Annotated in this window: 19 protein-coding genes and 1 pseudogene; 15 read left to right on the forward strand and 5 right to left on the reverse strand. The window is 74.2% G+C overall.

The genetic code is table 11. From position 1 onward, the window contains the following. The first annotated feature begins 60 nt into the window (after window positions 1-60). The 6 genes and pseudogenes from Q3Y56_RS06955 to cobC all read left to right on the forward strand — a co-directional run bounded on the left by Q3Y56_RS06955 (window position 61) and on the right by cobC (window position 7,473). Entirely contained in the window at window positions 61-2,220 is a 2,160-nt protein-coding gene (locus Q3Y56_RS06955; protein ID WP_304461075.1) for a putative cobaltochelatase, read from the forward strand. After that, entirely contained in the window at window positions 2,220-2,819 is a 600-nt protein-coding gene (gene cobO / locus Q3Y56_RS06960; RefSeq protein WP_304461076.1) for a cob(I)yrinic acid a,c-diamide adenosyltransferase, read from the forward strand. Before Q3Y56_RS06955 ends, cobO begins: the two co-directional genes overlap by 1 nt. A gap of 7 nt (window positions 2,820-2,826) precedes the next feature. Next, entirely contained in the window at window positions 2,827-4,281 is a 1,455-nt protein-coding gene (locus Q3Y56_RS06965) for a cobyrinate a,c-diamide synthase (protein ID WP_304461077.1), read from the forward strand. Between the two features lie 212 nt (window positions 4,282-4,493). Beyond that, window positions 4,494-4,880: pseudogene (locus tag Q3Y56_RS06970) on the forward strand (cobalamin biosynthesis protein); the annotation flags it as partial. 597 nt (window positions 4,881-5,477) lie between these two features. Continuing rightward, window positions 5,478-6,317, forward strand: coding sequence for a sirohydrochlorin chelatase (locus tag Q3Y56_RS06975; RefSeq protein WP_304461078.1), 840 nt, complete (start codon window positions 5,478-5,480; stop codon window positions 6,315-6,317). Window positions 6,318-6,390: 73 nt separating this feature from the next. Further along, complete coding sequence (cobC, locus tag Q3Y56_RS06980; RefSeq protein WP_304461079.1) at window positions 6,391-7,473, forward strand: Rv2231c family pyridoxal phosphate-dependent protein CobC; 1,083 nt, start codon at window positions 6,391-6,393, stop codon at window positions 7,471-7,473. A 367-nt stretch (window positions 7,474-7,840) separates the two neighbouring features. Here the strand turns inward: cobC and Q3Y56_RS06985 are convergent, their stop codons facing one another. Both Q3Y56_RS06985 and Q3Y56_RS06990 read right to left on the reverse strand, forming a co-directional pair. After that, the gene (locus Q3Y56_RS06985) at window positions 7,841-8,848 is read right to left on the reverse strand and encodes an SCO1860 family LAETG-anchored protein (protein ID WP_304461080.1); all 1,008 of its coding nucleotides are present in this window, start codon (window positions 8,846-8,848) and stop codon (window positions 7,841-7,843) included. 219 nt (window positions 8,849-9,067) lie between these two features. Beyond that, on the reverse strand, window positions 9,068-10,174 hold the full coding sequence (locus tag Q3Y56_RS06990) for an amidohydrolase family protein (RefSeq protein WP_304461081.1): 1,107 nt from the start codon (window positions 10,172-10,174) through the stop codon (window positions 9,068-9,070). Between the two features lie 502 nt (window positions 10,175-10,676). Between Q3Y56_RS06990 and ectA the strand changes: the two genes are divergently transcribed. From ectA to thpD, 4 genes are all read left to right on the forward strand, one after another. Further along, a complete protein-coding gene (ectA, locus tag Q3Y56_RS06995; RefSeq protein ID WP_369696719.1) occupies window positions 10,677-11,141 on the forward strand; it encodes a diaminobutyrate acetyltransferase in 465 nt (154 codons plus the stop codon). 154 nt (window positions 11,142-11,295) lie between these two features. Continuing rightward, on the forward strand, window positions 11,296-12,564 hold the full coding sequence (ectB, locus tag Q3Y56_RS07000) for a diaminobutyrate--2-oxoglutarate transaminase (protein WP_304461082.1): 1,269 nt from the start codon (window positions 11,296-11,298) through the stop codon (window positions 12,562-12,564). Between the two features lie 107 nt (window positions 12,565-12,671). Further along, the gene (locus Q3Y56_RS07005; protein WP_304461083.1) at window positions 12,672-13,070 is read left to right on the forward strand and encodes an ectoine synthase; all 399 of its coding nucleotides are present in this window, start codon (window positions 12,672-12,674) and stop codon (window positions 13,068-13,070) included. 2 nt (window positions 13,071-13,072) lie between these two features. After that, window positions 13,073-13,960 carry an ectoine hydroxylase gene (thpD, locus tag Q3Y56_RS07010; protein ID WP_304461084.1) on the forward strand — a complete coding sequence of 296 codons (888 nt, stop codon included), beginning with the start codon at window positions 13,073-13,075 and terminating at the stop codon, window positions 13,958-13,960. Window positions 13,961-14,059: 99 nt separating this feature from the next. Here the strand turns inward: thpD and Q3Y56_RS07015 are convergent, their stop codons facing one another. Continuing rightward, window positions 14,060-15,115, reverse strand: a complete 1,056-nt coding sequence (locus Q3Y56_RS07015) for an aminotransferase class V-fold PLP-dependent enzyme (RefSeq protein ID WP_304461085.1) — start codon at window positions 15,113-15,115, stop codon at window positions 14,060-14,062. A gap of 132 nt (window positions 15,116-15,247) precedes the next feature. Between Q3Y56_RS07015 and Q3Y56_RS07020 the strand changes: the two genes are divergently transcribed. Next, window positions 15,248-15,898, forward strand: coding sequence for a bifunctional 2-polyprenyl-6-hydroxyphenol methylase/3-demethylubiquinol 3-O-methyltransferase UbiG (locus tag Q3Y56_RS07020; protein ID WP_304461086.1), 651 nt, complete (start codon window positions 15,248-15,250; stop codon window positions 15,896-15,898). A gap of 21 nt (window positions 15,899-15,919) precedes the next feature. Here Q3Y56_RS07020 and Q3Y56_RS07025 read toward each other — a convergent pair whose 3' ends face one another. After that, window positions 15,920-17,488, reverse strand: a complete 1,569-nt coding sequence (locus tag Q3Y56_RS07025) for an aldehyde dehydrogenase (NADP(+)) (protein ID WP_304461087.1) — start codon at window positions 17,486-17,488, stop codon at window positions 15,920-15,922. Between the two features lie 153 nt (window positions 17,489-17,641). Between Q3Y56_RS07025 and Q3Y56_RS07030 the strand changes: the two genes are divergently transcribed. The 4 genes from Q3Y56_RS07030 to Q3Y56_RS07045 all read left to right on the forward strand — a co-directional run bounded on the left by Q3Y56_RS07030 (window position 17,642) and on the right by Q3Y56_RS07045 (window position 21,519). Then, the gene (locus tag Q3Y56_RS07030) at window positions 17,642-18,412 is read left to right on the forward strand and encodes an IclR family transcriptional regulator (RefSeq protein WP_304461088.1); all 771 of its coding nucleotides are present in this window, start codon (window positions 17,642-17,644) and stop codon (window positions 18,410-18,412) included. Window positions 18,413-18,518: 106 nt separating this feature from the next. Beyond that, on the forward strand, window positions 18,519-19,574 hold the full coding sequence (locus Q3Y56_RS07035) for a hypothetical protein (protein ID WP_304461089.1): 1,056 nt from the start codon (window positions 18,519-18,521) through the stop codon (window positions 19,572-19,574). After that, entirely contained in the window at window positions 19,571-20,863 is a 1,293-nt protein-coding gene (locus tag Q3Y56_RS07040) for a histidine kinase (protein ID WP_304461090.1), read from the forward strand. The genes Q3Y56_RS07035 and Q3Y56_RS07040 overlap by 4 nt, the downstream gene beginning before the upstream one ends. Next, complete coding sequence (locus Q3Y56_RS07045; protein WP_304461091.1) at window positions 20,815-21,519, forward strand: response regulator transcription factor; 705 nt, start codon at window positions 20,815-20,817, stop codon at window positions 21,517-21,519. Before Q3Y56_RS07040 ends, Q3Y56_RS07045 begins: the two co-directional genes overlap by 49 nt. A gap of 48 nt (window positions 21,520-21,567) precedes the next feature. On the opposite strand, the gene Q3Y56_RS07050 is transcribed toward Q3Y56_RS07045, so the two are convergent. Then, window positions 21,568-22,989: an NCS2 family permease gene (locus tag Q3Y56_RS07050; RefSeq protein WP_304465501.1), complete on the reverse strand. Its 1,422-nt coding sequence runs from the start codon at window positions 22,987-22,989 to the stop codon at window positions 21,568-21,570. Window position 22,990: the final 1 nt, after the last annotated feature.

Below are 22,990 nucleotides of genomic sequence, written 5' to 3' on the forward strand. Positions count from 1 at the left end.
TAGCGCTTCGCGCATGGGAGGTACCCCCAGGACGGGCTGGATTTTTGGAGGTACGACCGTATGAGCCCCACCCCCTATCCGTTCACCGCGATCGTCGGCATGGCCGACATGCGGCTCGGCCTGCTGCTGAACGCCATCTCACCGGCGATCGGCGGTGTGCTCGTACGCGGCGAGAAGGGCACCGCCAAGAGCACCATGGTGCGGGCGCTTTCGGCGCTGCTGCCGGACATCGGCACCGTCCCAGGCTGCCGGTTCTCGTGCGACCCCGCCGCGCCGGACCCCGGCTGCCCGGACGGCCCGCACGAGCCCGGGAGCGGGACGGCGCGCCCCGCGCGCATGGTGGAGCTGCCCGTGGGCGCCTCCGAGGACCGGCTCGTGGGCGCGCTCGACATCGAGCGCGCGCTGTCGGAGGGCGTCAAGGCGTACCAGCCGGGGCTGCTGGCGGACGCGCACCGGGGCATCCTGTACGTCGACGAGGTCAACCTGCTGCACGACCATCTCATCGACCTGCTGCTGGACGCGGCGGCCATGGGCGCGTCCTACGTGGAGCGCGAAGGCGTCTCCGTGCGGCACGCGGCGCGGTTCCTCCTGGTCGGCACGATGAACCCCGAAGAGGGCGAGCTGCGGCCGCAGTTGCTGGACCGCTTCGGGCTGACCGTGGAGGTCGCGGCGTCGCGGGTGCCGGACGAGCGGGTCGAGGTGGTGCGGCGGCGGCTGGCCTACGACGAGGACCCGGGCGGGTTCCGGGCGCGCTGGGCGGCGGACGAGAGCGAGCTGCGGGAGCGGATCGCCGCCGCCCGCGCGCTGCTGCCGCAGGTGCGGCTCGGCGACGGCGCGCTGCGCCAGATCGCCGCCGTGTGCGCGGCGTTCGAGGTGGACGGCATGCGCGCGGACATCGTCACGGCGCGTACGGCGACGGCGCTGGCCGCCTGGGCGGGGCGTACGGACGTCACGACCGAGGACGTACGGCAGGCGGCGCTGCTGGCGTTGCCGCACCGGCGGCGGCGCAACCCGTTCGACGCGCCGGGGCTGGACGAGGAGAAGCTCGACGAGACACTGCGGCAGTTCGCCGACGAGGACGAGGGCCCGGAGCCGGACCCCGAACCGGAGGGGCCGGACGGCGATCCGGACCACGATCCGGACGGCGGTCCCGGCAACGATCCGGACGGGGGCCCGGACGGCGGTCCCGGCGGCGGCCCGGGGGGCAGCCCCGACGGACGGACGCCGGACCAGGCACCGCCGTCCGGTGAGATCTCCGAGGGCGCGCCGGACCCGTCCGTACCGGGCCCGCGTACGAGCACGGAGACCCCGGCCGGGGCGGCCGACGGAGGGGACGGTCAGGGCGCCGGTGTCCCGCCCGCCGGTGCCGCGCCCGAGCAGCGCGCGGTCGGTGCGGCGGCCCCGTTCAAGGCCCGGAAGCTCGACGTCCCGGGGCTGGGCGAGGGGGCGGCCGGGCGCCGCTCGCGCGCCCGTACCGCGCACGGCCGCACCACCGGCGCCCGCGTCCCGCGCGGCTCCCTGACGGCGCTGCACCTGTCGGCGACCGTGCACGCCGCCGCCCCGCACCAGCGGGCGCGCGGTCGGCGCGGCCCCGGTCTGGTGATCCGCCGGGACGATCTGCGGGAGGCGGTGCGCGAGGGCCGCGAGGGCAACCTGGTCCTGTTCGTCGTGGACGCCTCCGGCTCCATGGCGGCCCGCAAGCGGATGAGCGCTGTCAAGGGCGCCGTCCTGTCGCTGCTGCTGGACGCCTACCAGCGGCGGGACAAGGTCGGGCTGATCACCTTCCGGGGCTCGGACGCGGAGCTGGCGCTGCCGCCCACCTCGTCGGTGGACGCGGCCGCGGCCCGGCTGGAGAAGCTGCCCACCGGCGGCCGCACGCCGCTGGCCGCCGGCCTGCTCAGGGCCCGCGAGGTACTGCGGATCGAGCGGATGCGGGATCCGGCGCGCCGCCCGCTGCTGGTCGTGGTGACCGATGGTCGGGCGACCGGCGGCCGGGGCGCGGTCGCGCGGGCCGGGCAGGCCGCCGGGCTGCTGGCGGGCGAGGGCGTCGCGTCCGTGGTCGTGGACTGCGAGGCGGGCCCGGTACGACTGGGGCTGGCGGCGGAGCTGGCCCGCGGGCTGGGCGCCACCGCGCTCACCCTCGATGAACTCCGCGCGGACAACGTGACCGCGTTGGTACGGGATGTACGGACCGCTCAGCAGACCAGGAGGGCCGCGTAATGCCGCAAGGACAACCCACCACCGTCCCCGACGACGGGCTCACCACCCGCCAGCGCCGCAACCGCCCGCTGGTGCTGGTGCACACGGGCATCGGCAAGGGCAAGTCGACCGCCGCGTTCGGACTGGCGCTGCGGGCCTGGAACCAGGGCTGGCCGATCGGGGTGTTCCAGTTCGTCAAGTCGGCGAAGTGGAAGGTCGGCGAGGAGAACGCGCTGAAGGTGCTGGGCGCCTCCGGCGAGGGCGGCACCGTCGACTGGCACAAGATGGGCGAGGGCTGGTCCTGGATCCAGCGCGACGGGGAGATGTCCAACGAGGAGAAGGCGCGCGAGGGCTGGGAGCAGGTCAAGCGCTGCCTGGCCGAGGAGACGTACAAGCTGTACGTGCTCGACGAGTTCGCGTACCCGATGCACTGGGGCTGGGTGGACACCGACGAGGTGGTCTCGGTCCTGCGCGACCGCCCGGGCACCCAGCACGTCGTCATCACCGGCCGCAACGCGCCGCAGCCGCTGCTGGACTTCGCCGATCTGGTCACCGACATGTCCAAGGTCAAGCACCCGATGGACGCCGGCCAGAAGGGCCAGCGGGGCATCGAGTGGTGAGCGCGCGATGAACGTCCCCCGTCTGGTCATCGCCGCCCCGGCGTCCGGCAGCGGCAAGACCACCGTCGCCACGGGGCTGATGGCCGCGTTCACCGAGGCGGGTCTCGCGGTGTCCCCGCACAAGGTGGGCCCGGACTACATCGACCCGGGCTACCACGCGCTCGCGACCGGGCGGCCCGGCCGGAACCTCGACGCCTATCTGTGCGGCCCCGAGCGGATCGCGCCGCTGTTCCTGCACGGGGCGGCGGGCTGCGATCTCGCCCTGGTCGAGGGCGTGATGGGGCTGTACGACGGGGCGAGCGGGCTGGGCGAGCTGGCGTCCACGGCGCATGTGGCGAAGCTGCTGCGCGCGCCGGTGGTGCTGGTGGTCGACGCGTCGTCGCAGTCGCGTTCCGTGGCGGCGCTGGTGCACGGCTTCGCGTCCTGGGACCCGGAGGTCCGGCTCGCCGGGGTGATCCTCAACAAGGTCGGCTCGGACCGGCACGAGGCGCTGCTGCGGGACGCGCTGGAGGGCTCGGGCGTCCCGGTGCTGGGCGCGCTGCGGCGCGTCCAGGCGGTGCGCGCGCCCAGTCGGCACCTGGGCCTGGTACCGGTGGCCGAACGCCGGGCGGACGCGGTGGACTCGGTGGCCGCGCTGGCGGCGCAGGTGCGCGCGGGCTGCGACCTGGAGGGGCTGCTGGCGCTGGCGCGCAGCGCGCCGCCGCTGGCGGGGGCGGCGTGGGACCCGGCGGAGGAGGTGCGCCACGCGGAGGGCCGCCGCGCGGAGGCGCGCGGCGCTGAGGCGCGCGGCGCTGAGGCGCGCGGCGCTGAGAGGCAGCAGCCGGACGAGCAACAGCCGAGCGGGAAGCGGCCGGAGGCACGGCGACCGGTGGTCGCCGTCGCGGGCGGTGCCGCGTTCACGTTCTCGTACGCCGAGCACACCGAGCTGCTGGCGGCCGCGGGGGCGGAGGTGGTGGGCTTTGACCCGCTGCGGGACGAGAAGCTGCCGCCCGGCACCGGCGGTCTGGTGATCGGCGGCGGCTTCCCCGAGGTGTACGGCCCCGAGCTGTCCGCGAACGAGCCGCTGCGGGCCGCCGTGGCGCGGCTGGCCGCGTCCGGTGCGCCGATCGCCGCCGAGTGCGCGGGCCTGCTGTATCTGGCGCGGTCGCTGGACGGCAACCCGATGTGCGGGGTGCTGCCCGCGCGGGCGCGGATGACGGAGCGGCTGACGCTGGGCTACCGGGAGGGCGTCGCGCTGACGGACAACGCGCTGGCCGCCGCGGGGACCCGGACGCGCGGGCACGAGTTCCACCGCACGACCGTGGAACCGGGCGCGGGCGCCGAGCCCGCTTGGGGCTTGGTGCACCCCGAGCGCCGGGTCGAGGGGTTCGTCCAGGGCGCGGTGCACGCGTCGTACCTGCACGTGCACTGGGCGGCGACGCCTGCCACGGCGGCCCGGTTCGCCGCCGCGTGCCAGACGTGAGCGGGCTGCCGCCGATGCCCAGGGCCCCGGCCCCAGTCCTGGGCGGCACGGCCGCGGCCCCGGACGGCACGACCCCGGCCGACACCGCCCCGGCCGAGACTCCACGGCGCGGCGAACGCGCCGGGCCGGCTCCGGCCCCGGCCGACACCGCCCCGCCCGAGACCGCCTCCGCCGAGACCGCTCCGGCCCCGGTCGACCCTGGCCCCGAGGGCCTCACGGTGGGGGTGGGCGCGCGCCGTGGCGCGACCGCCCAGGAGGTCCTCGGGCTCATCCGGCGCACGCTCGCCGACGCGGACCTGTCCGCCGCCGACGTCGTCGTCCTGGCGACCGCCGCGCCGAAGGCCGCGGAGCCGGGCCTGGTGGCGGCGGCGGCCGATCTTGGCGTACCGCTGGTGGCGTACGAGCCGGGGGCGCTGGCGGCCGTCCCGGTACCGGGCCCGTCCACCGCGGCGCACGCGGCCCTCGGCACGCCGAGCGTGGCGGAGGCCGCCGCCCTGCTGGCGGCCGGCGCGGCGAGCGGCGAACTGCTCGTACCGAAACGGAAGTCCGAAGGACGCGGCGGCCGCCCCGCGATGGCAACCTGCGCGGTGGCCCGCCGCCGAACGCCTCCGGCCCCTGGCCCCGTCGGGCCCGCCCCACTCGGGTGACCGGGCCTCGCCCCCGTCGGCGCGATGCGAAGGCCGCACCTCGGCGCCCCCTGGCGGCAGCCTCCCCGCCTCAGCAGGCATGCGGCCCGCCCATGGGAGGGCGCCTGGGGAGCCGCCCCGAGCCAAACCGCCGACGCGTCGGCACGACCGGTGCCGCAGCCGCCGGGCGACTGACGCGCCGGGCGCGCCGCGCACAACGGATCAGCGACCCCCGGTCCGGCCCACTGACCTGCGCTCGTGGCCGAAACAGGGCGGCCGGGACGACTCCGCAGTGACCGGCAGTCCGTCACGACGGGCATACGCCCCCAGGCCCGCGCCCACGCGCCGGGCCCGTGCTCCGCGCACGAGGCGTTCGCAGTCCGCTCCGCTCCGGCCCGCCGGCCTGAGGCTCGTGGCCGAAACAACGGTGGCCCGGGTCACCCCGCGTGGCCCTACAACGGCGGGCGTCAGTAACGTCTCGGAGGGACGACGGCCCGGCGCCCCCACAGCCCCACGCCGCCGCGCCCCGCTTCCGTCCGGCACCACCCGCACCACGTACAGGGAGATCCCGTGACCACGCCGCCCGCGCTGCTCCTCGCAGGCCACGGCACCCAAGACGATTCCGCCGCCGCGGTGTTCCGCTCCTTCATCGAGGAGGTGGCGGCCCAGCACCCCCATGTCCCCGTCGCCGGCGGCCTGATCGAGCCGGGGGCGCCCTCGATCGCGGACGCGGTGGCCCGGCTCGCCGGGCGCGGGGCGGAGCGGTTGGCGGTCGTCTCGGTGAGCCTGGTGGGGGACGCGCGGGCGGAGCGCGCGGTCGCGGCGGAACTGGCCGACGCGCTGCCGCGGCACCCCGGTCTCCGGCACGCCTACGCGGGTCCGCTGGGCCCGCGCCCCAAGCTGCTCACCGCACTCGAACAGCGCCTGGACGAGGCGCTGGGCAACGTCGCACGCCGGCCCTCCGACCGGGCCGGGACGACGGTGCTGCTGGTCGGCAAGGGGTCGACCGACCCGGCCGCCAACGCCGAGGTGCACCGCGCCGCCCGGCTGCTGTGGGAGGGCCGGGGGTTCGCGGGCGTGGAGACGGCGTTCGTCTCCTTGGCCGCCCCCGACGTGGCGTCGGGCCTCGACCGGTGCGCGAGGCTCGGCGCGCGCCGGGTCGTCGTCGCACCGTACGAACTGTTCGCGGGGGCGCTGACCGACCGGGCGTGGCAGCAGGCCGAGGGCTGGTCGCTGGCGCACCCGGAGGTGGCGGTGGTGCGCGCGCGGCCCGTCGGGCCGGTGGCGGAGCTGGTGGAGACGGTCATGGAGCGGTACGCGGAGCTGGTCGGTGAGGCCGCACCGCGCACGGACGCGGCCTGCGACTGCCGCTGCGTCCGCGGTACGGGGGAACCCGCCCATGTCCGCTGAGAGACGCCCAGCCGGGTCACCGGGCACGCCCGCATCCACCGGGAAACGCCCAGCCGCTCCCCCACGTGCGCCCATGCCCGCCGCATCGCCTGCCGGGCCGCCTGCCGGAACACCCACCGAGTTCGACCTGCGGCACCACGGTGACGCCGAAGTACGGGGCCCCGGCGCGGCGTTGACCGATCTCGCGGTCAACGTCCGCACCGGCACGCCGCCGGCCTGGCTCAAGGCCCGCATCACCGACTCCCTCGACGGGCTCGCCGCCTATCCGGACGGGCGGGCGGCGCGCGAGGCGGTCGCGGCGCGGCACGGGCTGCCGCCCGGCCGGGTGCTGCTGACGGCGGGCGCGGCGGAGGCGTTCGTCCTGATCGCCCGCGCGCTGCCCGCCCGGCGGGCGGTCGTGGTGCATCCGCAGTTCACCGAGCCGGAGGCGGCGCTGCGCGACGCCGGGCGGCCGGTCGAACGGCTGCTCCTCGACGAGCGCGACGGCTTCCGGCTGCGCCCGGAGCGGGTGCCCGAGGCCGCCGACCTGGTGGTGGTCGGCAACCCGACCAACCCCACATCCGTGCTGCACCCCGCCGCGGACTTGGCCGCGCTGGCCCGCCCCGGGCGCACCGTGGTGGTGGACGAGGCGTTCATGGACGCGGTGCCCGGCGAGCGGGAGTCGCTCGCCTCCGTGACGGACCTGCCGGGGCTCGTCGTACTGCGCAGCCTCACGAAGACGTGGGGGCTGGCGGGTCTGCGGATCGGGTACGTGCTGGCCGGCCCCGAGACGATCGCGGCGCTGGAACACGCCCAGCCGCTGTGGCCGGTGTCGACGCCCGCCCTGGCGGCGGCGGAGGCGTGCTGTTCGGCGGAGGCGCTGGCGGAGGCCGAGGCGGCTGCCGCGCAGATCGGCGCGGACCGCGCCCATCTGCTGGGCCGGCTGGCGGAGTTCGCGCAGATACGGGTGTGCGGGCCGGCGGCGGGGCCGTTCCTGCTGATCCGGCTTCCCCGGGCGGCCGCGGTCCGCGCCCGGCTGCGCGACCGCGGATTCGCGGTGCGCCGCGGCGACACGTTCCCGGGCCTCGGCCCGGACTGGCTGCGGATCGCCGTCCGGGACCGCGCGACGACGGACCGCTTCACGGAGGCGCTGGCGAAGGTTCTCGCGGACCTGTAACGCGGATACGCCGGGGTGCGGCGGTCACGACCGATACACGCGACCGCCGTACCCCGGCGTACGGGATGGGGCGCACAGTGCCCCGTGAGCTCGCGGATCCCGTGGAGTCCCGGTAGCCCATGGGCTCCGGGATCTCTGGAGGCCCCGGGAGGGAAGGTCCGCGGCGCGGGCCGCGGACCGGAGGTCACCCCCACCAACCGGCCCGCACCATGGACCACCGCGCGCCGCGGACCACCCGCGGGCCACCCACACCCGCAGGCTTCCACGGACCGCCCGCGCCGCCGGGCCCCCGCGGGACACCCGCACCCGCAGGTGCAAGGCTCCCGCGGATCACCCGCGCGCCGCAGGCTCCCGCCCGCAGCAGGCGCTAGTCGATCTGCGCGGCCGCCTTGCGCCTGCGGGCCAGGACGAGCGCGCCCGCGCCGGCGGCGACCAGTGCGGCCGCGCCGCCCGCGATGTACGGGGTGGTGGAGCTGCCGCCGGTCTCGGCGAGGTTCTCCGAGCCCGGGCCGGAGCCCTTGCCCGCCTGGACGCCGGTGCCCGAGCCGCCCTTGGCCGAGTCGCCGCCCTCGCCGGGCTTCTCGCCCGGCTTCTCGCCGCCGCCGGGCTGCTCACCGCCACCGGGCTTGCCCGGGCCCGGCTCGGCCGCTCCCGAGCCCGCCGTGCGGCAGTTCGCCTCGACGAGCGTGACGCGCCCCTCGACCTCCGCCACGTTCAGCTTGAGCGGGTTGACCGCGACCTTCAGGTCGAGCGCGGTCGCGGCCGCCGTGCGGGCCGTGGTGGCGGTGCGGGCCAGGTCGAGCTTGACGTCCCCGAGTCCGGGCACGTTGACCTTCGTCGTACCGGACGAGCTGAGCGTGACCTTCTTGCCGAGCACGGTCACGCTGCCCGGGATGCTGGCGGCGGCCTTGGGGCGCTTGCCCGTTTCGCACGTCGCCTTGGCCGTGACCTGGTCGACCTCGATCAGCGGCACGAGCGGCAGGCCCGGCACGTAGACCTTGGCGTGCAGGAGCTTGGCGCTGCCCTCCGACTTCTTCCCGTCGACCGCGGCGCGGGCGTTGGCCACGTCGGCCCGCGCCACCTGGACGGGGCGGCCCCCGTCGACGCCGTCCAGGGTGACGCTGAGCGCGGTCTTGTTCGCGTTGGCCGGCGCGTGGACCTCGTTGAGCACGGCGTCCAGCGGCGCGTTGACCTTCTTGTTCAGGAGCGAGACATCAAGCCCGGCACGGAGGACGACCGCGTCGGCGGTGCCCTTCTGACCGGTGGCGGCGGTGGAGCCGTTCGCGCTGCCGGTGGCGTGCGCGGGCGCGGCGCCGAGCAGCACCGCCGTGGTGGCGGTGACAGCAGCGGCGGCGGCCAGTCGGCGCGCGGGCACGCCGAACACAGAGTTGGTGGAACAGGACACGAGTGTGGAACCCCCACAAGAGAGTTGGAGCCGCCGACGCATCGCCACGGGGGACATCACGGGCGCCGACGGCCTCGACTCCGCCATCGTTGACCTACGGAGGGTGAACCAACAGCCACTTGGGGACCGCTTCACACCAACGAGTGAGCTTCAACCGTCCCGTTCGAAGAAATGATCAGCACACTGCGATCAGCTCACCACGCGCCCCCGCAGCACCACCCGGCGCGGGTCCTCCAGCACCCGGACGTCCGCCCGCGGGTCGGCGTCGTAGACCACGAAGTCCGCCGAGGCGCCCTCGGTGAGTCCGGGGCGGCCGAGCCAGTCCCGGGCGCCCCAGGTCGCCGCCGACAGCGCGGCCGACGCCGGAATGCCCGCCTTGGTCAGCTCGGCGACCTCCCGCGCGATGAGCCCGTGCGGGAGCGAGCCGCCCGCGTCCGTACCGGCGTAGATCGGGACCCCCGCGTCGAACGCGGCGCGCACGGTGTCGTAACGGCGCGCGTGGAGCCTGCGCATGTGGTCGGCCCAGCGCGGGAACTTGCCCTCGCCGCGGACCGCCAGCGTGGGGAACGTGGCGATGTTGACGAGGGTCGGCACGATCGCCACGCCGCGCTCGGCGAACAGCGGAATGGTCTCCTCGGTGAGGCCGGTGGCGTGCTCGACGCAGTCGATGCCCGCCTCCACCAGCGGGGCGAGGGACTCCTCGGCGAAGCAGTGCGCGGTGACCCGCGCGCCCAGCCGGTGCGCCTCGGCGATGGCCGCCGCCACCGCGCCGCGCGGCCAGCAGAACCCCAGGTCGCCCGTGTCGCGGTCCAGCCAGTCGCCGACGAGCTTGACCCAGCCGTCGCCGCGCCGCGCCTCCTGGGCGACGTACGCCGCGAGGTCCTCCGGCTCGACCTCGTGGGCGTAGTTGCGGATGTAGCGCTTGGTACGGGCGATGTGGCGGCCGGCGCGGATGACGCGCGGCAGGTCCTCGCGGTCGTCGATCCAGCGGGTGTCGGACGGTGACCCCGCGTCACGCAGCAGCAGCGCGCCGATCTCGCGCTCGCGCAGGGCCTGGCTCTCGCTGACCGCGGCCTCGACCGGGCCGTGGGCGTCGAGTCCGACATGGCAGTGGGCGTCGACCAGGCCGGGCAGCACCCAGCCCTCGATGCGCGTGACGTCGCGGGCCGGGACCCCGGTGGGCCGGTCGTACGAGATCCGCCCGCCGACCACCCACAGCTCGTCACGCACCCCTTCCTCCGGGTCCGGCCCGACCAGCACCCGTCCCTTGATGTGCAGCACCGCGCTCTCAGTCATGGTCCGCACTGTACGAGCCCCTCCGGGAGACCGGAGGGGCAGGCGGCGGGAGCCCGGAGCGGCAGCCGGCCGGTCCGCGCCGGGTCCGGCCCGCACGCGTAGTTCCGGGATTAAATTCCGGGGTTATTCACGGCCTTTTCATTGCAGCTTCCCATATTCGTCTGCCCGGTTTCGCGATTCTTAAACGCCAAGATTTTGTTAGCCCCGAGGAGGGTAATTCGAGCCGGCCTCGCCGACGTTACACAGATGTGACACACTCCACACACTCCATGAATTTGCCCCATAAGTGCCGGTCAAATCGCACCTTTTCGGCGTCGGCTCGCACGCACGCGCGGCCCGCGCGATAACACAACTCCCCCTTCCCACGTAACCCCCTCCGACGATGCAATCCAAAGCCCTGCTGGGTAAATTCAATTTCCATGACCCCCGCACAAGCAGACCTTGCACGTGCCCGCAACGAATTCACAGAAATGCCGGAGGGACTGCGGCTGGACACCCCCGGGTGGCGGACGGAGCCGCGATCTGGCGCATAGCCCGCGACTCCAAGGCCCTGGACCTCAACTCGTCGTACAGCTACCTGCTGTGGTGCCGCGACTTCGCGGCCACCTCGGTGGTGGCGCGCGACTCCCAGGAAGCGCCGGTCGCCTTCGTCACCGGCTACATCCGCCCCGAACGCCCCCGGATCCTGGTCGTCTGGCAGGTCGCCGTCGACCACGCGCACCGCGGCCGGGGACTGGCGGCGGCCCTGCTGGACGGGCTGACCGCCCGGGTCGCGAAGAGTGCGGGCATCGAGGGGATCGAGACCACCATCACGCCGGACAACACCGCGTCCAACCGGCTGTTCACCTCCTTCGCCGACCGGCACGGCGCGGCCGTCGAACGCGAGGTGCTGTTCGACGGCGGGCTGTTCCCCGACGGCGGGCACGAGCCCGAGGTGCTGTACCGCATCGGCCCCCTGGGCGCATGACGCCCGACCGGGTCCACCGTCCGCACCCCCACAAGAACCACCACCCCCACCACCCCCACCAGATCCACCAGATCCACCAGATCCACCAGATCCACCAGCACCACCGCGTTCATCACTCCTCACCCCCCTGCCACTCATCTCCCAGGAGAATGCTGTGACCATCACCCCGCCCGCCCTGAGTGTCTTCGAGACCCTGGAGTCCGAGGTGCGCAGCTACTGCCGTGGCTGGCCCGCCGTCTTCGACCGGGCCCAGGGCAGCTACATGTACGACGAGGACGGCCACACGTACCTCGACTTCTTCTCCGGTGCCGGGGCGCTCAACTACGGCCACAACAACCCGGTCCTCAAACGCGCCCTGCTGGACTACATCGAGCGCGACGGCGTCACCCACGGCCTCGACATGGGCACCACCGCCAAGCGGGCGTTCCTGGAGTCGTTCCAGAACACCGTGCTGCGCCCGCGCGACCTGCCGTACAAGGTCATGTTCCCCGGCCCGACCGGCACCAACGCCGTCGAAGCCGCGCTGAAGCTGGCCCGGAAGGTCAAGGGCCGGGAGGCGGTCGTCTCCTTCACCAACGCCTTCCACGGCATGTCGCTGGGCGCCCTCGCCGTGACCGGCAACGCGTTCAAGCGGGCGGGCGCCGGCATCCCGCTGGTGCACGGCACGCCGATGCCGTTCGACAACTACCTGGACGGCCAGGTCCCGGACTTCCTGTGGTTCGAGCGGCTGCTGGGGGACCAGGGCTCCGGGCTCAACCACCCGGCGGCCGTCATCGTCGAGACGGTCCAGGGCGAGGGCGGCATCAACGTCGCGCGCCCGGAGTGGCTGCGCGGCCTGGCCGACCTGTGCCGGCGCCGCGACATGCTGCTGATCGTCGACGACATCCAGATGGGCTGCGGCCGCACCGGCGCCTTCTTCTCCTTCGAGGAGGCGGGCATCACCCCGGACATCGTGACGCTGTCGAAGTCCATCGGAGGCTACGGGCTGCCGATGTCCCTGACGCTGTTCCGCCCCGAGCTGGACCTCTGGGAGCCGGGCGAGCACAACGGCACCTTCCGCGGCAACAACCCGGCCTTCGTCACCGCCACCGCCGCGCTGGACACCTATTGGGCCGACGGCGGCATGGAGAAGCAGACGCTGGCCCGCGGCGAGCAGGTGGAGGCGGCGCTGCGCGCCATCTGCGAGGAGCACACCGCGCTCGGCGCCGAGTACCGCGGCCGCGGCCTGGTCTGGGGCCTGGAGTTCGCCGACAAGGAGCGGGCGGGCCGCATCGCCAAGCGGGCGTTCGAGCTGGGTCTGCTGATCGAGACCTCGGGCCCGGAGGGCGAGGTCGTCAAGCTGCTGCCGGCGCTGACCGTGTCCCAGGAAGAGCTGGACGAGGGCCTGCGGACCCTCGCCCGCGCGGTCCGGGAGACCGCGTGACCCCCGATCGGGAGACCGCGTGACCCCGGGCCGGAAGACCGCGTAACACCCGGTCCCACAGACCGCGCCACCACCCCTTCCGTATAAGAGAAAGGCAAGAACTCACCGTGATCGTCCGATCCTTCAAGGACATCGAGGGCACCGACCGGCATGTGAAGGCCAAGTCCGGCACCTGGGAGAGCAAGCGGATCGTGCTCGCCAAGGAGCGCGTCGGCTTCTCCCTGCACGAGACCGTCCTCTACGCGGGCACGGAGACGTCGATGTGGTACGCCAACCACATCGAGGCGGTCGTCTGCACCGAGGGCGAGGCCGAGCTGACCAACGACGAGACCGGCGAGAAGCACGCCATCACGCCCGGCACCATGTACCTGCTGGACGGGCACGAGCGGCACACCTTGCGGGTCAAGGAGGACTTCCGCTGCATCTGCGTGTTCAACCCGCCGGTCACGGGACGGGAGGACCACGACGAGAACGGCGTCTACCCGCTGCTGACGGAGGAGGGCTGACCATGACCTCGATCACTGACCTGTACCCCACCCGGGGCGCCGCCGAGGTGATCACCCCGCGCCAGGATCCGGTGGTGTGGTCCGCGCCCGGCGCCGAAGGCCCCATCGCCCCCTCCGGGCTGCGGGACTTCGACCGGGACGGCTTCCTCACCGTCGACCGGTTGATCACCCCGGACGAGGTCGCGGTCTACCGCGCCGAGCTGGACCGGCTGATCGCGGATCCGGCGGTACGGGCCGACGAACGCTCCATCATCGAGCCCACGTCGCAGGACGTGCGGTCGGTGTTCGAGGTGCACCGCATCAGCGAGGTCTTCGCCGCCCTGGTGCGCGACCCGCGGGTGGTGGGCCGGGCCCGGCAGATCCTGGGCTCGGACGTGTACGTCCACCAGTCGCGGATCAACGTCAAGCCGGGGTTCGGTGCCAGCGGCTTCTACTGGCACTCGGACTTCGAGACCTGGCACGCGGAGGACGGGCTGCCGCGGATGCGCACGGTGTCGGTCTCCATCGCGCTGACGGAGAACCACGACACCAACGGCGGCCTGATGATCATGCCGGGCTCGCACCGGACGTTCCTCGGCTGCGCGGGCGAGACTCCGAAGGACAACTACAAGCAGTCGCTGAAGATGCAGGAGGCGGGCACCCCGTCGGACAAGGCCCTCACCGACCTGGCCGACCGGCACGGCATCCGGCTGTTCACCGGCCCGGCCGGCTCCGCGACCTGGTTCGACTGCAACTGCATGCACGGGTCCGGGGACAACATCACGCCCTACCCGCGCAGCAACGTCTTCATCGTCTTCAACAGCGTGGAGAACGCGGCGGTGGAGCCGTTCGCGGCACCGGTCCCGCGGCCGGAGTTCATCGGGGCGCGGGACTTCACACCGGTGCGGTGAGGTCCTGACACAGCCGTGCGGGAGGAGCCGGGCCGCGTCGCCCCGGCTCCTCCCGCACGCTTCATGCCGGCCCCGGCCGGTCGCACACCCGCGGCGGCCCTAGCCGGGCAGGCCGGCGAGCACCTCCAGCAGGTGGTCCACATCGGCCGCCGTGTTGTACAGGTGGAACGCGGCGCGCAGGTTGCCCGCGCGGGCCGAGACGTGCACCTCCGCCTCGGCGAGCCGCTCGGCCGCGTGGCCGAGTCCCGGTACCGCGACGATCGCGGAGCCGGGCGCGGCCACGGGTGTGTGGCCCAGGTCGGCGAGCCCGGCGCGGAAGCGGTCGGCGAGGGCGCGGTCGTGCGCGCCGATGGTCTCCGGGCCGAGCTCGGCGACCAGTTCGAGCGAGTGGTCGGCGGCGACGTACGACAGGAGTGCGGGGGCCTCGTCGAAGCGGCGGGCGGAGTGCGCGAGTTCGGTGACGGGCCCGTAGCAGCTGTCCCACGGTTTCTCGCCCGCGACCCAGCCCCCGAAGATCGGGGTGAGCTCGCCGAGATCGTCGGGGACGGTCATGAAGGCCACCCCGCGCGGGCACAGCAGCCACTTGTAGGCCACGCACACGGTGAAGTCGTAGGCGTCGGCGCGCAGCGGCAGCCATCCGGCGGACTGGCTGGTGTCGACGAGCGTACGGGCCCCGTGCGCGCGGGCCGCCGCCGCGATGGCGTCGAGGTCGGCGAGCCGGCCGTCCGCCGACTGGACGGCGCTGACGGCGACCAGCGCCGTCTCGGGGCGTACCGCCTCGGCCAGCTCGGCCAGCGGGACGCTCCGCAGCCGGAGGTCGCCGCGGACCGCGAAGGGGTTGACCAGGGAGGCGAAGTCCCCTTCGGCGACGAGGACTTCCGCGCCGGAGGGCAGGGCGGCGGCGATCAGTCCGGCGTACACCGCGACGGAGGCGCCCGCCGCGACGCGCCGCACGGGCAGGTCCACGAGTCCGGCGTAGGTGGCGCGGGCCTGTTCCACCGACGCGAAGGCGGCGTCGACGTATCCGCCTCCGGACGCGGCGGCGTCGAGAGTGTCCTTCATGAGGGCTACCGCGCGTGCCGGGAGCAGACCGGCGGATGCGGTGTTGAGGTACGTCGTCTTGGGCGTGAACTCCGCCCCTGCGAGGCTCTCCATGCCCATCCACTATGGGCGTGGATGATCGCCGCGTCCATCGTACATCCGTGGAGTCCTGCTTCAAGCGATGCTTATACGTCGGCCGTGAACTGCGGCGATGTGGTCTCGGCGGACCGCGGGTAACGTGCGTTCATGACACATTCACACGGGCTGCGGGAGTACTGGGAGACCACCGGCGCGGCGCACACGTTCACGCATCCGCTGGACCGCGAGCTGCTCGCCCGCCGGGTGCCGGCCGACGCGCGGATCCTGGACTACGGCTGCGGGTACGGCCGGCTGGTGGCGGAGCTGGCCGACCTCGGGTACGGCGACGTGGAGGGCGTGGACCTGTCGGCGGCGCTCGTCGCGCGGGGGCGCTCGATGCGTCCGGAGCTGAGGCTGTCCGCCGTGGAGGGGCTGCCGCTGCCGTTCCCGGACGGGTCGTTCGACGCGGCGCTGCTGTTCGCCGTGCTGACGTGCGTGCCCGAGGAGGAGACGCAGGCCGCGACGGTGGCGGAGCTGGCCCGGCTGGTGCGCCCCGGCGGGGCGCTGTATCTCAGCGACGTACCGCTGCAGAGCGACGAGCGGCACCTGGCGCGCTACCGGGAGGCACGGCCGGACGGCGCGGCGTACGGCGTCTTCGCCATCGCCGACGGCGGGGTGTTCCGGCACCAGGACCCGGAGCGGCTGCGCGGGCTGCTGGAGCGGTCCGGGTTCGAGGTGGCCGAGGAGCGGCGGGACGAGGTCCCCACCCTCGACGGCCACACCGTCACCCGGATCCAACTGGTGGCGCGCCGCGCCTAGCCGGTGGCGTCCGCCTCCGCCTCAGGCGCCTGCCCACCCCTGCACGGCCTGGCAGCCGTCCTCCCGGGCGCCGTCCACCTGGCGGGGCAGGCCCTGGGGGTTGGCCTCGCGGAGTTCCTCGGGGAGCAGCGCGTCGGGGGTGTCCTGGTAGACGACCGGGCGCAGCCAGCGTTCGATGGCGGTGCCGCCGACCGAGGTGGAGGTGGAGGTGGTCGCCGGGTACGGGCCACCGTGGTGCTGCGCGGGCGCTACGGCGACGCCGGTCGGCCAGCCGTTGACCAGCAGCCGCCCGGCGAGCGGGGTGAGGTCGGCCAGCAGCCGCGCGCCGCGCCCCGCCGCGTCGGTCCCGGCGCACTCGTCGGCGCCGAGCTGGACGGTGGCCGTGAGGTTGCCGGCGAGGCGGCCGAGGGCCGCGCCGACCTCGCTGTCGTCGGTATAGCGGGCGATGACGGTGACCGGTCCGAAGCACTCCTCCAGCAGCAGGTCGTACGGCCCGCCCTCGGCCAGCCGGGCGGCGGGCACGGTGAGGAAACCGGCGCTGACGGTGTGCTCGCCGCCCGGTCCGGGCGGCACCGGTGCCTCGACGCCGGGAAGCTCGGCGCGTTCCCGCGCGCCCGCGACGAAGGCGTCCCGCATCCGGCTGTCGAGCAGGACGCCGTCGGCGGTGGCGTCGACCGCCTCGGCCAGGGAGGCGACCAGCCGGTCGCCGGACTCCCCCGCCGGGGCGAGGACCAGGCCGGGCTTGACGCAGAACTGGCCGGTGCCCAGGGTCATGGACGCCGCGAGCCCGGCGCCGATCTGCTCGGCCCGCTCGTCGGCCGCGGCGGCGGTGACGACCACGGGGTTGAGGCTGCCGAGTTCGCCGTGGAAGGGGATGGGCCGCGGGCGGGCGGCCGCCGCGTCGAACAGGGCGCGGCCGCCGCGGATGGAGCCGGTGAAGCCGGCGGCGGCGACGAGTTCGTGGCGCACGAGGGCGACGCCCGCCTCGAAGCCGTGGACCAGGCCGACGACGTCGGCGGGCAGTCCGACGCGCTCGGCGGCGGCGCGCAGCGCGGCGGCGGCCAGCTCGGAGGTGGCGGGGTGGTCGGGGTGCGCCTTGACCACGACGGGGCAGCCCGCGGCCAGTGCGCTGGCGGTGTCGCCACCGGGCACCGAGAAGGCCAGCGGGAAGTTGCTGGCGCTGTAGACGGCGACGACGCCGAGCGGCACCTTGTAGCGGCGCAGGTCGGGGCGGGGCGGGGCGAGAGTCGGATCGGCGTGGTCGATGCGGACGTCGAGGTAGCCGCCGTCGTCGACGAGGTCGGCGAAGGCCCGCAGCTGGTAGGTGGTGCGGCCGAGTTCGCCGGTGAGGCGGGCGGTCCCGAGCGCGGTCTCCGCGTCGGCGGTCGCCACCAGCTTCTCGGTCTCCGCCTCCAGCAGTTCGGCGGCGGTGCGCAGCAGGGCGGCGCGTACGGTGCGGTCCGCGAGCGTGCCGCGGGCGGCGTGCGCGGCGCGTACGACGCGGTCGACGTCCTCGGCGGTCGCTTCGACGGCGACCTGCTCCCGCTGCTTCCCGGTGCGGGGGTCGACGCTCCAGACTGGTGCCGGCACGGCGGGTCCTCCTGACGGCTCGCGCTCAGGTCGACAACATGGCCAGGTCGCGGCTTGCGCCCCGCGGCCCGCTGTTCGATATGCTGAACAATGTTCCTGGTAGTGAACTTTCTCCGGGACTGTATGGCTGATCGAACAGAGGGGTCAAGGGCGATGGCAGCTGCCGAGGCAGGGGGAGCGCAGGTCAAGTCGGCGGTCCGCACGGTCGAACTGCTGGAGTTCTTCGCCGGGCGGCCGGGCATGCACAGCCTGGCGGACGTCCAGGAAGCCGTCGGCTACCCCAAGTCGAGCCTGTACATGCTGCTGCGCACCCTGGTGGAGCTGGGGTGGGTGGAGACGGACGCGACCGGCACCCGGTACGGCATCGGGGTGCGCGCGCTGCTGGTCGGCACCTCGTACATCGACGGCGACGAGGTGGTGGCGGCCGCCCGCCCGACGCTGGACCGGCTCTCGGACGACACCACCGAGACGATCCACCTCGCGCGGCTCGACGGCACCAACGTCGTCTACCTCGCGACCCGCCAGTCGCAGCACTATCTGCGGCCCTTCACGCGCGTGGGCCGCAGGCTGCCCGCCCACTCCACCTCGCTGGGCAAGGCGCTGCTGGCCACGTACACCGACGGGCAGGTCCGCGCCATGCTGCCGGAGAAGCTCGACGCGCTCACCGAACACACCATCACCGACCGCGAACAGCTCATCGAGGAGCTGCACCTCGTCCGCGAGCAGGGGTACGCGGTGGACCGCGAGGAGAACACCCTGGGGCTGCGCTGCTTCGGCGTCGCGATCCCCTACCGCACCCCGGCGCGGGACGCCATCAGCTGCTCGGTGCCGGTGGCCCGGCTGACCCCGGCGCACGAGCAGACGATCAAGGACGCGCTGTTCGACGCGCGGGACCGGCTCGCGCTCGCGACCCGCCGCCTCTAGGCCCTGGCCAGGTCCTCCGCCCGGGGTGGCCGGCTCCGCCGTGCGGCGGAGCCGGATCGTCGCCGTGGCCGAGGCGCACCCGGCGCGCGGCCGGGAAGGTTGAGGCATGTCACTCCGCACCATCGCCCCGCGCCGCATCGCACCGCGCCCCGTCCTGCGCGCCGTGGCCATCGCCGCCTGCCTGCCGTATCTCACCCTCAAGGCCGCCTGGATCTGCGGCAGCCACGTCGGTATCCCCGAGGGCAGCCAACTGCGCGACGCGGGCGTCGGGATGGCGCTCGTCAACGCCGCCACGGTCCTCTTGGACGGTGCCGTGGTGGTCCTGGCACTGCTGCTCACCCAGCCCTGGGGCCGCCGGGTCCCGGCCTGGCTGCTGGCCCTGCCCATGTGGGGTGCGACCGGGCTGCTCGCCCCGATCATGACCGGCTTCCCGCTGCAACTGCTGGTCCGGGCGCTCGGCGGGTCGACCAGGAAGGACGCGGACGACGCCGAACCCTTCCTGGACGAGTGGGTGTACGGCGTCGTCTACGGCGGATTCATCGTCCAGGGGCTCGCCCTGGGCGCCCTGTTCGTCCTCTACGCCCGGGACCGCTGGGCCCCGCTGTGGCGCGGGCGGCTCGGCGAGCTGCCCGACGGCGCCACCGGCCCGGCGTACCGGGTGGTGGCGGCGGTGACCGCGCTGCTCGCCGTCCTGCCCGTCGTGATGCACCTGATGTGGGCGTCGGGGGTGACGGCCGGACTCGGCGAGCAGCAGGCGAAGGAGCACACGAGCGACATGGCCTGTCTGGACGTGGTGTACGCCCTGTTCTCGGCGGCGGCCGCGGCGGGTGTGCTCATGGTCGCCTTCCGGCTGGGCCGCCGGGTCCCGCTGCGGGTGCCGCTCGCGCTGGGCTGGCTCGGCTCGGGCGCGCCCGCCTGCTGGGGCGGCTGGATGACGCTGGCGGCGCTGGGCGTGGCTCCGGACGACCCCGACGCGCCGGGCCGGGTCGTGGATCTGACCTACGCTGTACAGATGATCATCGGGGGTCTTCTGGTCGCCGTCGGCGCGTTCTTCTTCGCCGAACGCGCCGGGCAGCTTGCAACGTCGCACACCGCGGGGCCCGGCCCTGAGCACACCGGAGGACTCGTCGCGGTACGCGCCGACGGGCAGGCCGCCCGGTGACGTCCGCTGTCGCGTCGGCGGTGGTGCGCCGCCGGCTCCGGGCGCTGCTGGGGCAGCGGTCCCGGCGCCGCTGGATCCATCTCGTCCTCGGCGGCGCGCTGTTGATGCCGTACTTCCTCCTGACGAGCGTGCTGATCGCCTCCCTGGACCGGGGCACCGATCCGTTCCGGTCGCTGCTCTGGCAGTTCATCGCCTATCTGACGGCGCTGCCGCTCGCCGCCGCCACCGCGCTCTTCCCGCTGGTCCGCCCGCTGTCGGCGACGGCGGCCCGCTCGCTGTGCGGGCTGCCGGACGACGCCGAGCTGGCCGCCGAGCCCGCCGCGTCCTGGGACGCGCGCACGCGTACGGCGCAGTGGTTCACCCTCCACCTCGGGGTCGGCGGCCTGGTCAGCGGGGCGACGCTCGCCCTCTACCCGTTCGCCGCCTACCTGATGCTGCTGCCGGTCATCGGGGCACCGGGTGACGGCGATCCGGGGTGGATGAAGGCCGTGGGGCGGCATGCCCCGCTGGGGCCGGTCCTCGGCGTCGCCGTGGCGGCCCTGGTCGTGCTGGTGACGGCTGCCGCCGGCGCGCTGCTGGCCCGGTGCGCGCCGCTGCTGCTGGGGCCCGCGCCCGCCGACCGGCTGGCCGCCGCCGAGGCCCGGGCCGCCGCCCTGGCCTCCCGCAACCGGCTCGCCCGCGAACTGCACGACTCGGTGGGGCACGCGCTCAGCGCCGTGTCGCTCCAGGCCTCGGCGGCGCGGCGGGTGCTCGACTCCGACCCGGAGTTCGCCCGGCAGGCGCTGACCGCCATCGAGGAGACCACCCGCGCCGCCGTCGGCGAACTCGACAGCGTGCTGGGCCTGCTGCGGGTGGACGGCGAAGGCGCCCCGGGGCGGACCGCCGCCCCCACCCCCACCCTGGCCGACCTGGACGGGCTGCTGTCCCGTACGCGCGCGGCGGGCGTCGGCGTCGAACTGTCGCGCTCCGGGGCACTGGACCGGCTGCCGCCGGTGGTCTCCCGCGAGGCGTACCGCATCGTGCAGGAAGGGCTCAGCAACGCGCTGCGGCACGCCGGGCAGGTCCCGGTGCGGCTGCGGATCGCCGTACCCAGGAAAGAGGAGTTGGAGATCGAGATGGAGAACCCGGTGCGCGAGGCGACGCGCGGTCGGCGGTCCGGCGGCGGCCGCGGCCTGCGGGGCATCGCCGAGCGGGCGGCCCTGCTGCGCGGCAGCTCCGACTGGGGCGCGCACGGCGGCACATGGCGGCTGGTGGTCCGTATCCCGCTGAGCGCGGAGGGGCCCCGGTGAAGCTGCGGATCGTGCTCGCCGACGACGAGCAGATGGTGCGCACGGCGGTGCGGGCGATCCTGTCGTGCGAGCCGGACCTGGAGGTGGTGGGCGAGGCGCGGACCGGCGCCCAGGTGGTGCCGCTGGTCCGCGAACTGCGCCCGGACCTGGTGCTGATGGATGTGCGGATGCCGGAGATCGACGGGATCCGGGCCACCGAGCAGATCCTGCGGACGATGGACGAGCCGCCCCGGGTGCTGGTCCTGACGACCTTCGAGAACGACTCCTACGTGTACGACGCGCTGCGCGTGGGCGCCGCCGGGTTCCTGCTCAAGCGGGCGGGCGCCGACGAACTGGTGCAGGCGGTGCGGCTGGTGGCCCGCACCGACTCGCTGCTGTTCCCCGCCGCCGTGCGGGCGCTCGCCGCCCGGCACGCGGACGCCCGCGCCGACGAGGACGCGGCGCGGGCGCTGAGGGGCCGGCTCTCGGACCGGGAGGCCGAGGTGCTGCGGCACATGGCCGCGGGGCTGTCCAACGCCGAGATCGCCGAGCGGATGGCGGTGGGGGCGGCCACGGTGAAGAGCCATGTGGCCGCCGTCCTGGCCAAGCTGGGGGTCCGGGACCGGACCCAGGCGGTGATCACCGCGTACGAATGCGGATTCGTGACGCCGGGGTGATCGGGCCGCCCGGGGCCGGGCCCCCCGTAGTGGACCCGGTGCCCGGCCTCAGGTGAGCAGCTGCTCGATCGGGTCGATCGCGAAGTACGCCAGGAACAGGGCGGCGGTGCCCCACAGCAGCCAGTGCACCTCGCGGGCCTTGCCCAGCACCAGCTTGATGACGACGTAGGAGACGAACCCGGCGCCGATGCCGTTGGTGATGGAGTACGTGAACGGCATCACGGAGACGGTGAGGAACGCCGGGATGGCGATCTCGTAGCGCTCCCACTCGATGTGCCGCACCTGGCTCATCATCAGGAAGCCGACGGCGATCAGGGCGGGGGCGGCCGCCTGCGCGGGGACGACCGTCGCCAGCGGGGTGAGGAACAGCGCGAGGCCGAAGAGGCCGCCGGTGACGAGGTTGGCGAAACCGGTCCTGGCGCCTTCGCCGACGCCCGCCGCGGACTCGATGTACGTGGTGCTGGACGAGGCGGAGGCCGCGCCGCCCGCGACCGCCGCGACGCTGTCGATGAACAGCACGCGGCCGAGGTTGGGGACGTTGCCCTGGGCGTCCAGCAGCCCGGCCTCGTTGGTCACGCCGACGACCGTGCCCATGGTGTCGAAGAAGTCGGACAGGATCAGCGTGAAGATGATCAGCACCAGGGTGAGCGCGCCGACCTCGTTCCAGGCCCCGAAGAGGTCGAAGTCGCCGAGCAGCCCGAAGTCGGGGGAGGCGACGACGTCGTCCGGCATCTTGGGCACGGTCAGGCCCCAGGCCGCGGGCTTGATGTCGGCGATCTCGTTGATCGCGATGGCGAGCACGGTGGTGGTGACGATGCCGATCAGGATGGCGCCCTTGAGGCCGCGGGCCATCAGCGCGATCGTCAGCAGCACGCCGAGGCAGAACACCAGCACCGGCCAGCCGGACAGCTGGCCGTCGCCGCCCATCTGGACCGGGACGGAACTCTCGCCGATCGCGCCCGGGATGCGGGTGACGAACCCGGCGTCGATGAAGCCGATGAACGCGATGAACAGTCCGATGCCGACGCTGATGGCCTGCTTCAGCGGCTGCGGAATGGCGTGCATGACCGCCTCACGCAGACCGGTGAGCACCAGGACGCAGATGATGAGCCCTTCCAGGACCACCACGCCCATGGCGTCGTCCCAGCTCATCTGGGGGGCGATCTGGAAGGCCACGACGGCGTTCAGGCCGAGACCGGCCGCGAGGGCCAGCGGCAGGTTGCCCGCGACGCCCATGATGACCGTCATGACACAGGCCACCAGCGCGGTGGCGGTGGCCAGTTGGGTGTGCGAGAGATGGTGACCGTACTTGTCCTCGGCGCCGCCCAGGATGATCGGGTTGAGGACGAGGATGTACGCCATGGTGAAGAACGTGGCGAGTCCGCCGCGTATCTCCCGGCCGAAATCCGACCCTCGTTCTGTTATCCGGAAGAACCGGTCGATTCCATTGGACGCTGCTGCGGGCGGCATG

It is taken from the genome of Streptomyces sp. XD-27 (assembly GCF_030553055.1).
GTDB lineage: Bacteria > Actinomycetota > Actinomycetes > Streptomycetales > Streptomycetaceae > Streptomyces.

Coding starts and splice junctions, on each gene's coding strand:
- cobC (WP_304461079.1), top strand. CDS start 6,391: ATGCCCGCCGCATCGCCTGCCGGGCCGCCTGCCGGAACACCCACCGAG.
- Q3Y56_RS06955 (WP_304461075.1), top strand. CDS start 61: ATGAGCCCCACCCCCTATCCGTTCACCGCGATCGTCGGCATGGCCGAC.
- Q3Y56_RS06990 (WP_304461081.1), bottom strand. CDS start 10,174: ATGACTGAGAGCGCGGTGCTGCACATCAAGGGACGGGTGCTGGTCGGG.
- Q3Y56_RS07020 (WP_304461086.1), top strand. CDS start 15,248: ATGACACATTCACACGGGCTGCGGGAGTACTGGGAGACCACCGGCGCG.
- Q3Y56_RS07050 (WP_304465501.1), bottom strand. CDS start 22,989: ATGCCGCCCGCAGCAGCGTCCAATGGAATCGACCGGTTCTTCCGGATA.
- Q3Y56_RS07030 (WP_304461088.1), top strand. CDS start 17,642: ATGGCAGCTGCCGAGGCAGGGGGAGCGCAGGTCAAGTCGGCGGTCCGC.
- Q3Y56_RS07045 (WP_304461091.1), top strand. CDS start 20,815: ATGGCGGCTGGTGGTCCGTATCCCGCTGAGCGCGGAGGGGCCCCGGTG.
- thpD (WP_304461084.1), top strand. CDS start 13,073: ATGACCTCGATCACTGACCTGTACCCCACCCGGGGCGCCGCCGAGGTG.
- cobO (WP_304461076.1), top strand. CDS start 2,220: ATGCCGCAAGGACAACCCACCACCGTCCCCGACGACGGGCTCACCACC.
- Q3Y56_RS07035 (WP_304461089.1), top strand. CDS start 18,519: ATGTCACTCCGCACCATCGCCCCGCGCCGCATCGCACCGCGCCCCGTC.
- Q3Y56_RS06965 (WP_304461077.1), top strand. CDS start 2,827: ATGAACGTCCCCCGTCTGGTCATCGCCGCCCCGGCGTCCGGCAGCGGC.
- Q3Y56_RS07015 (WP_304461085.1), bottom strand. CDS start 15,115: ATGGAGAGCCTCGCAGGGGCGGAGTTCACGCCCAAGACGACGTACCTC.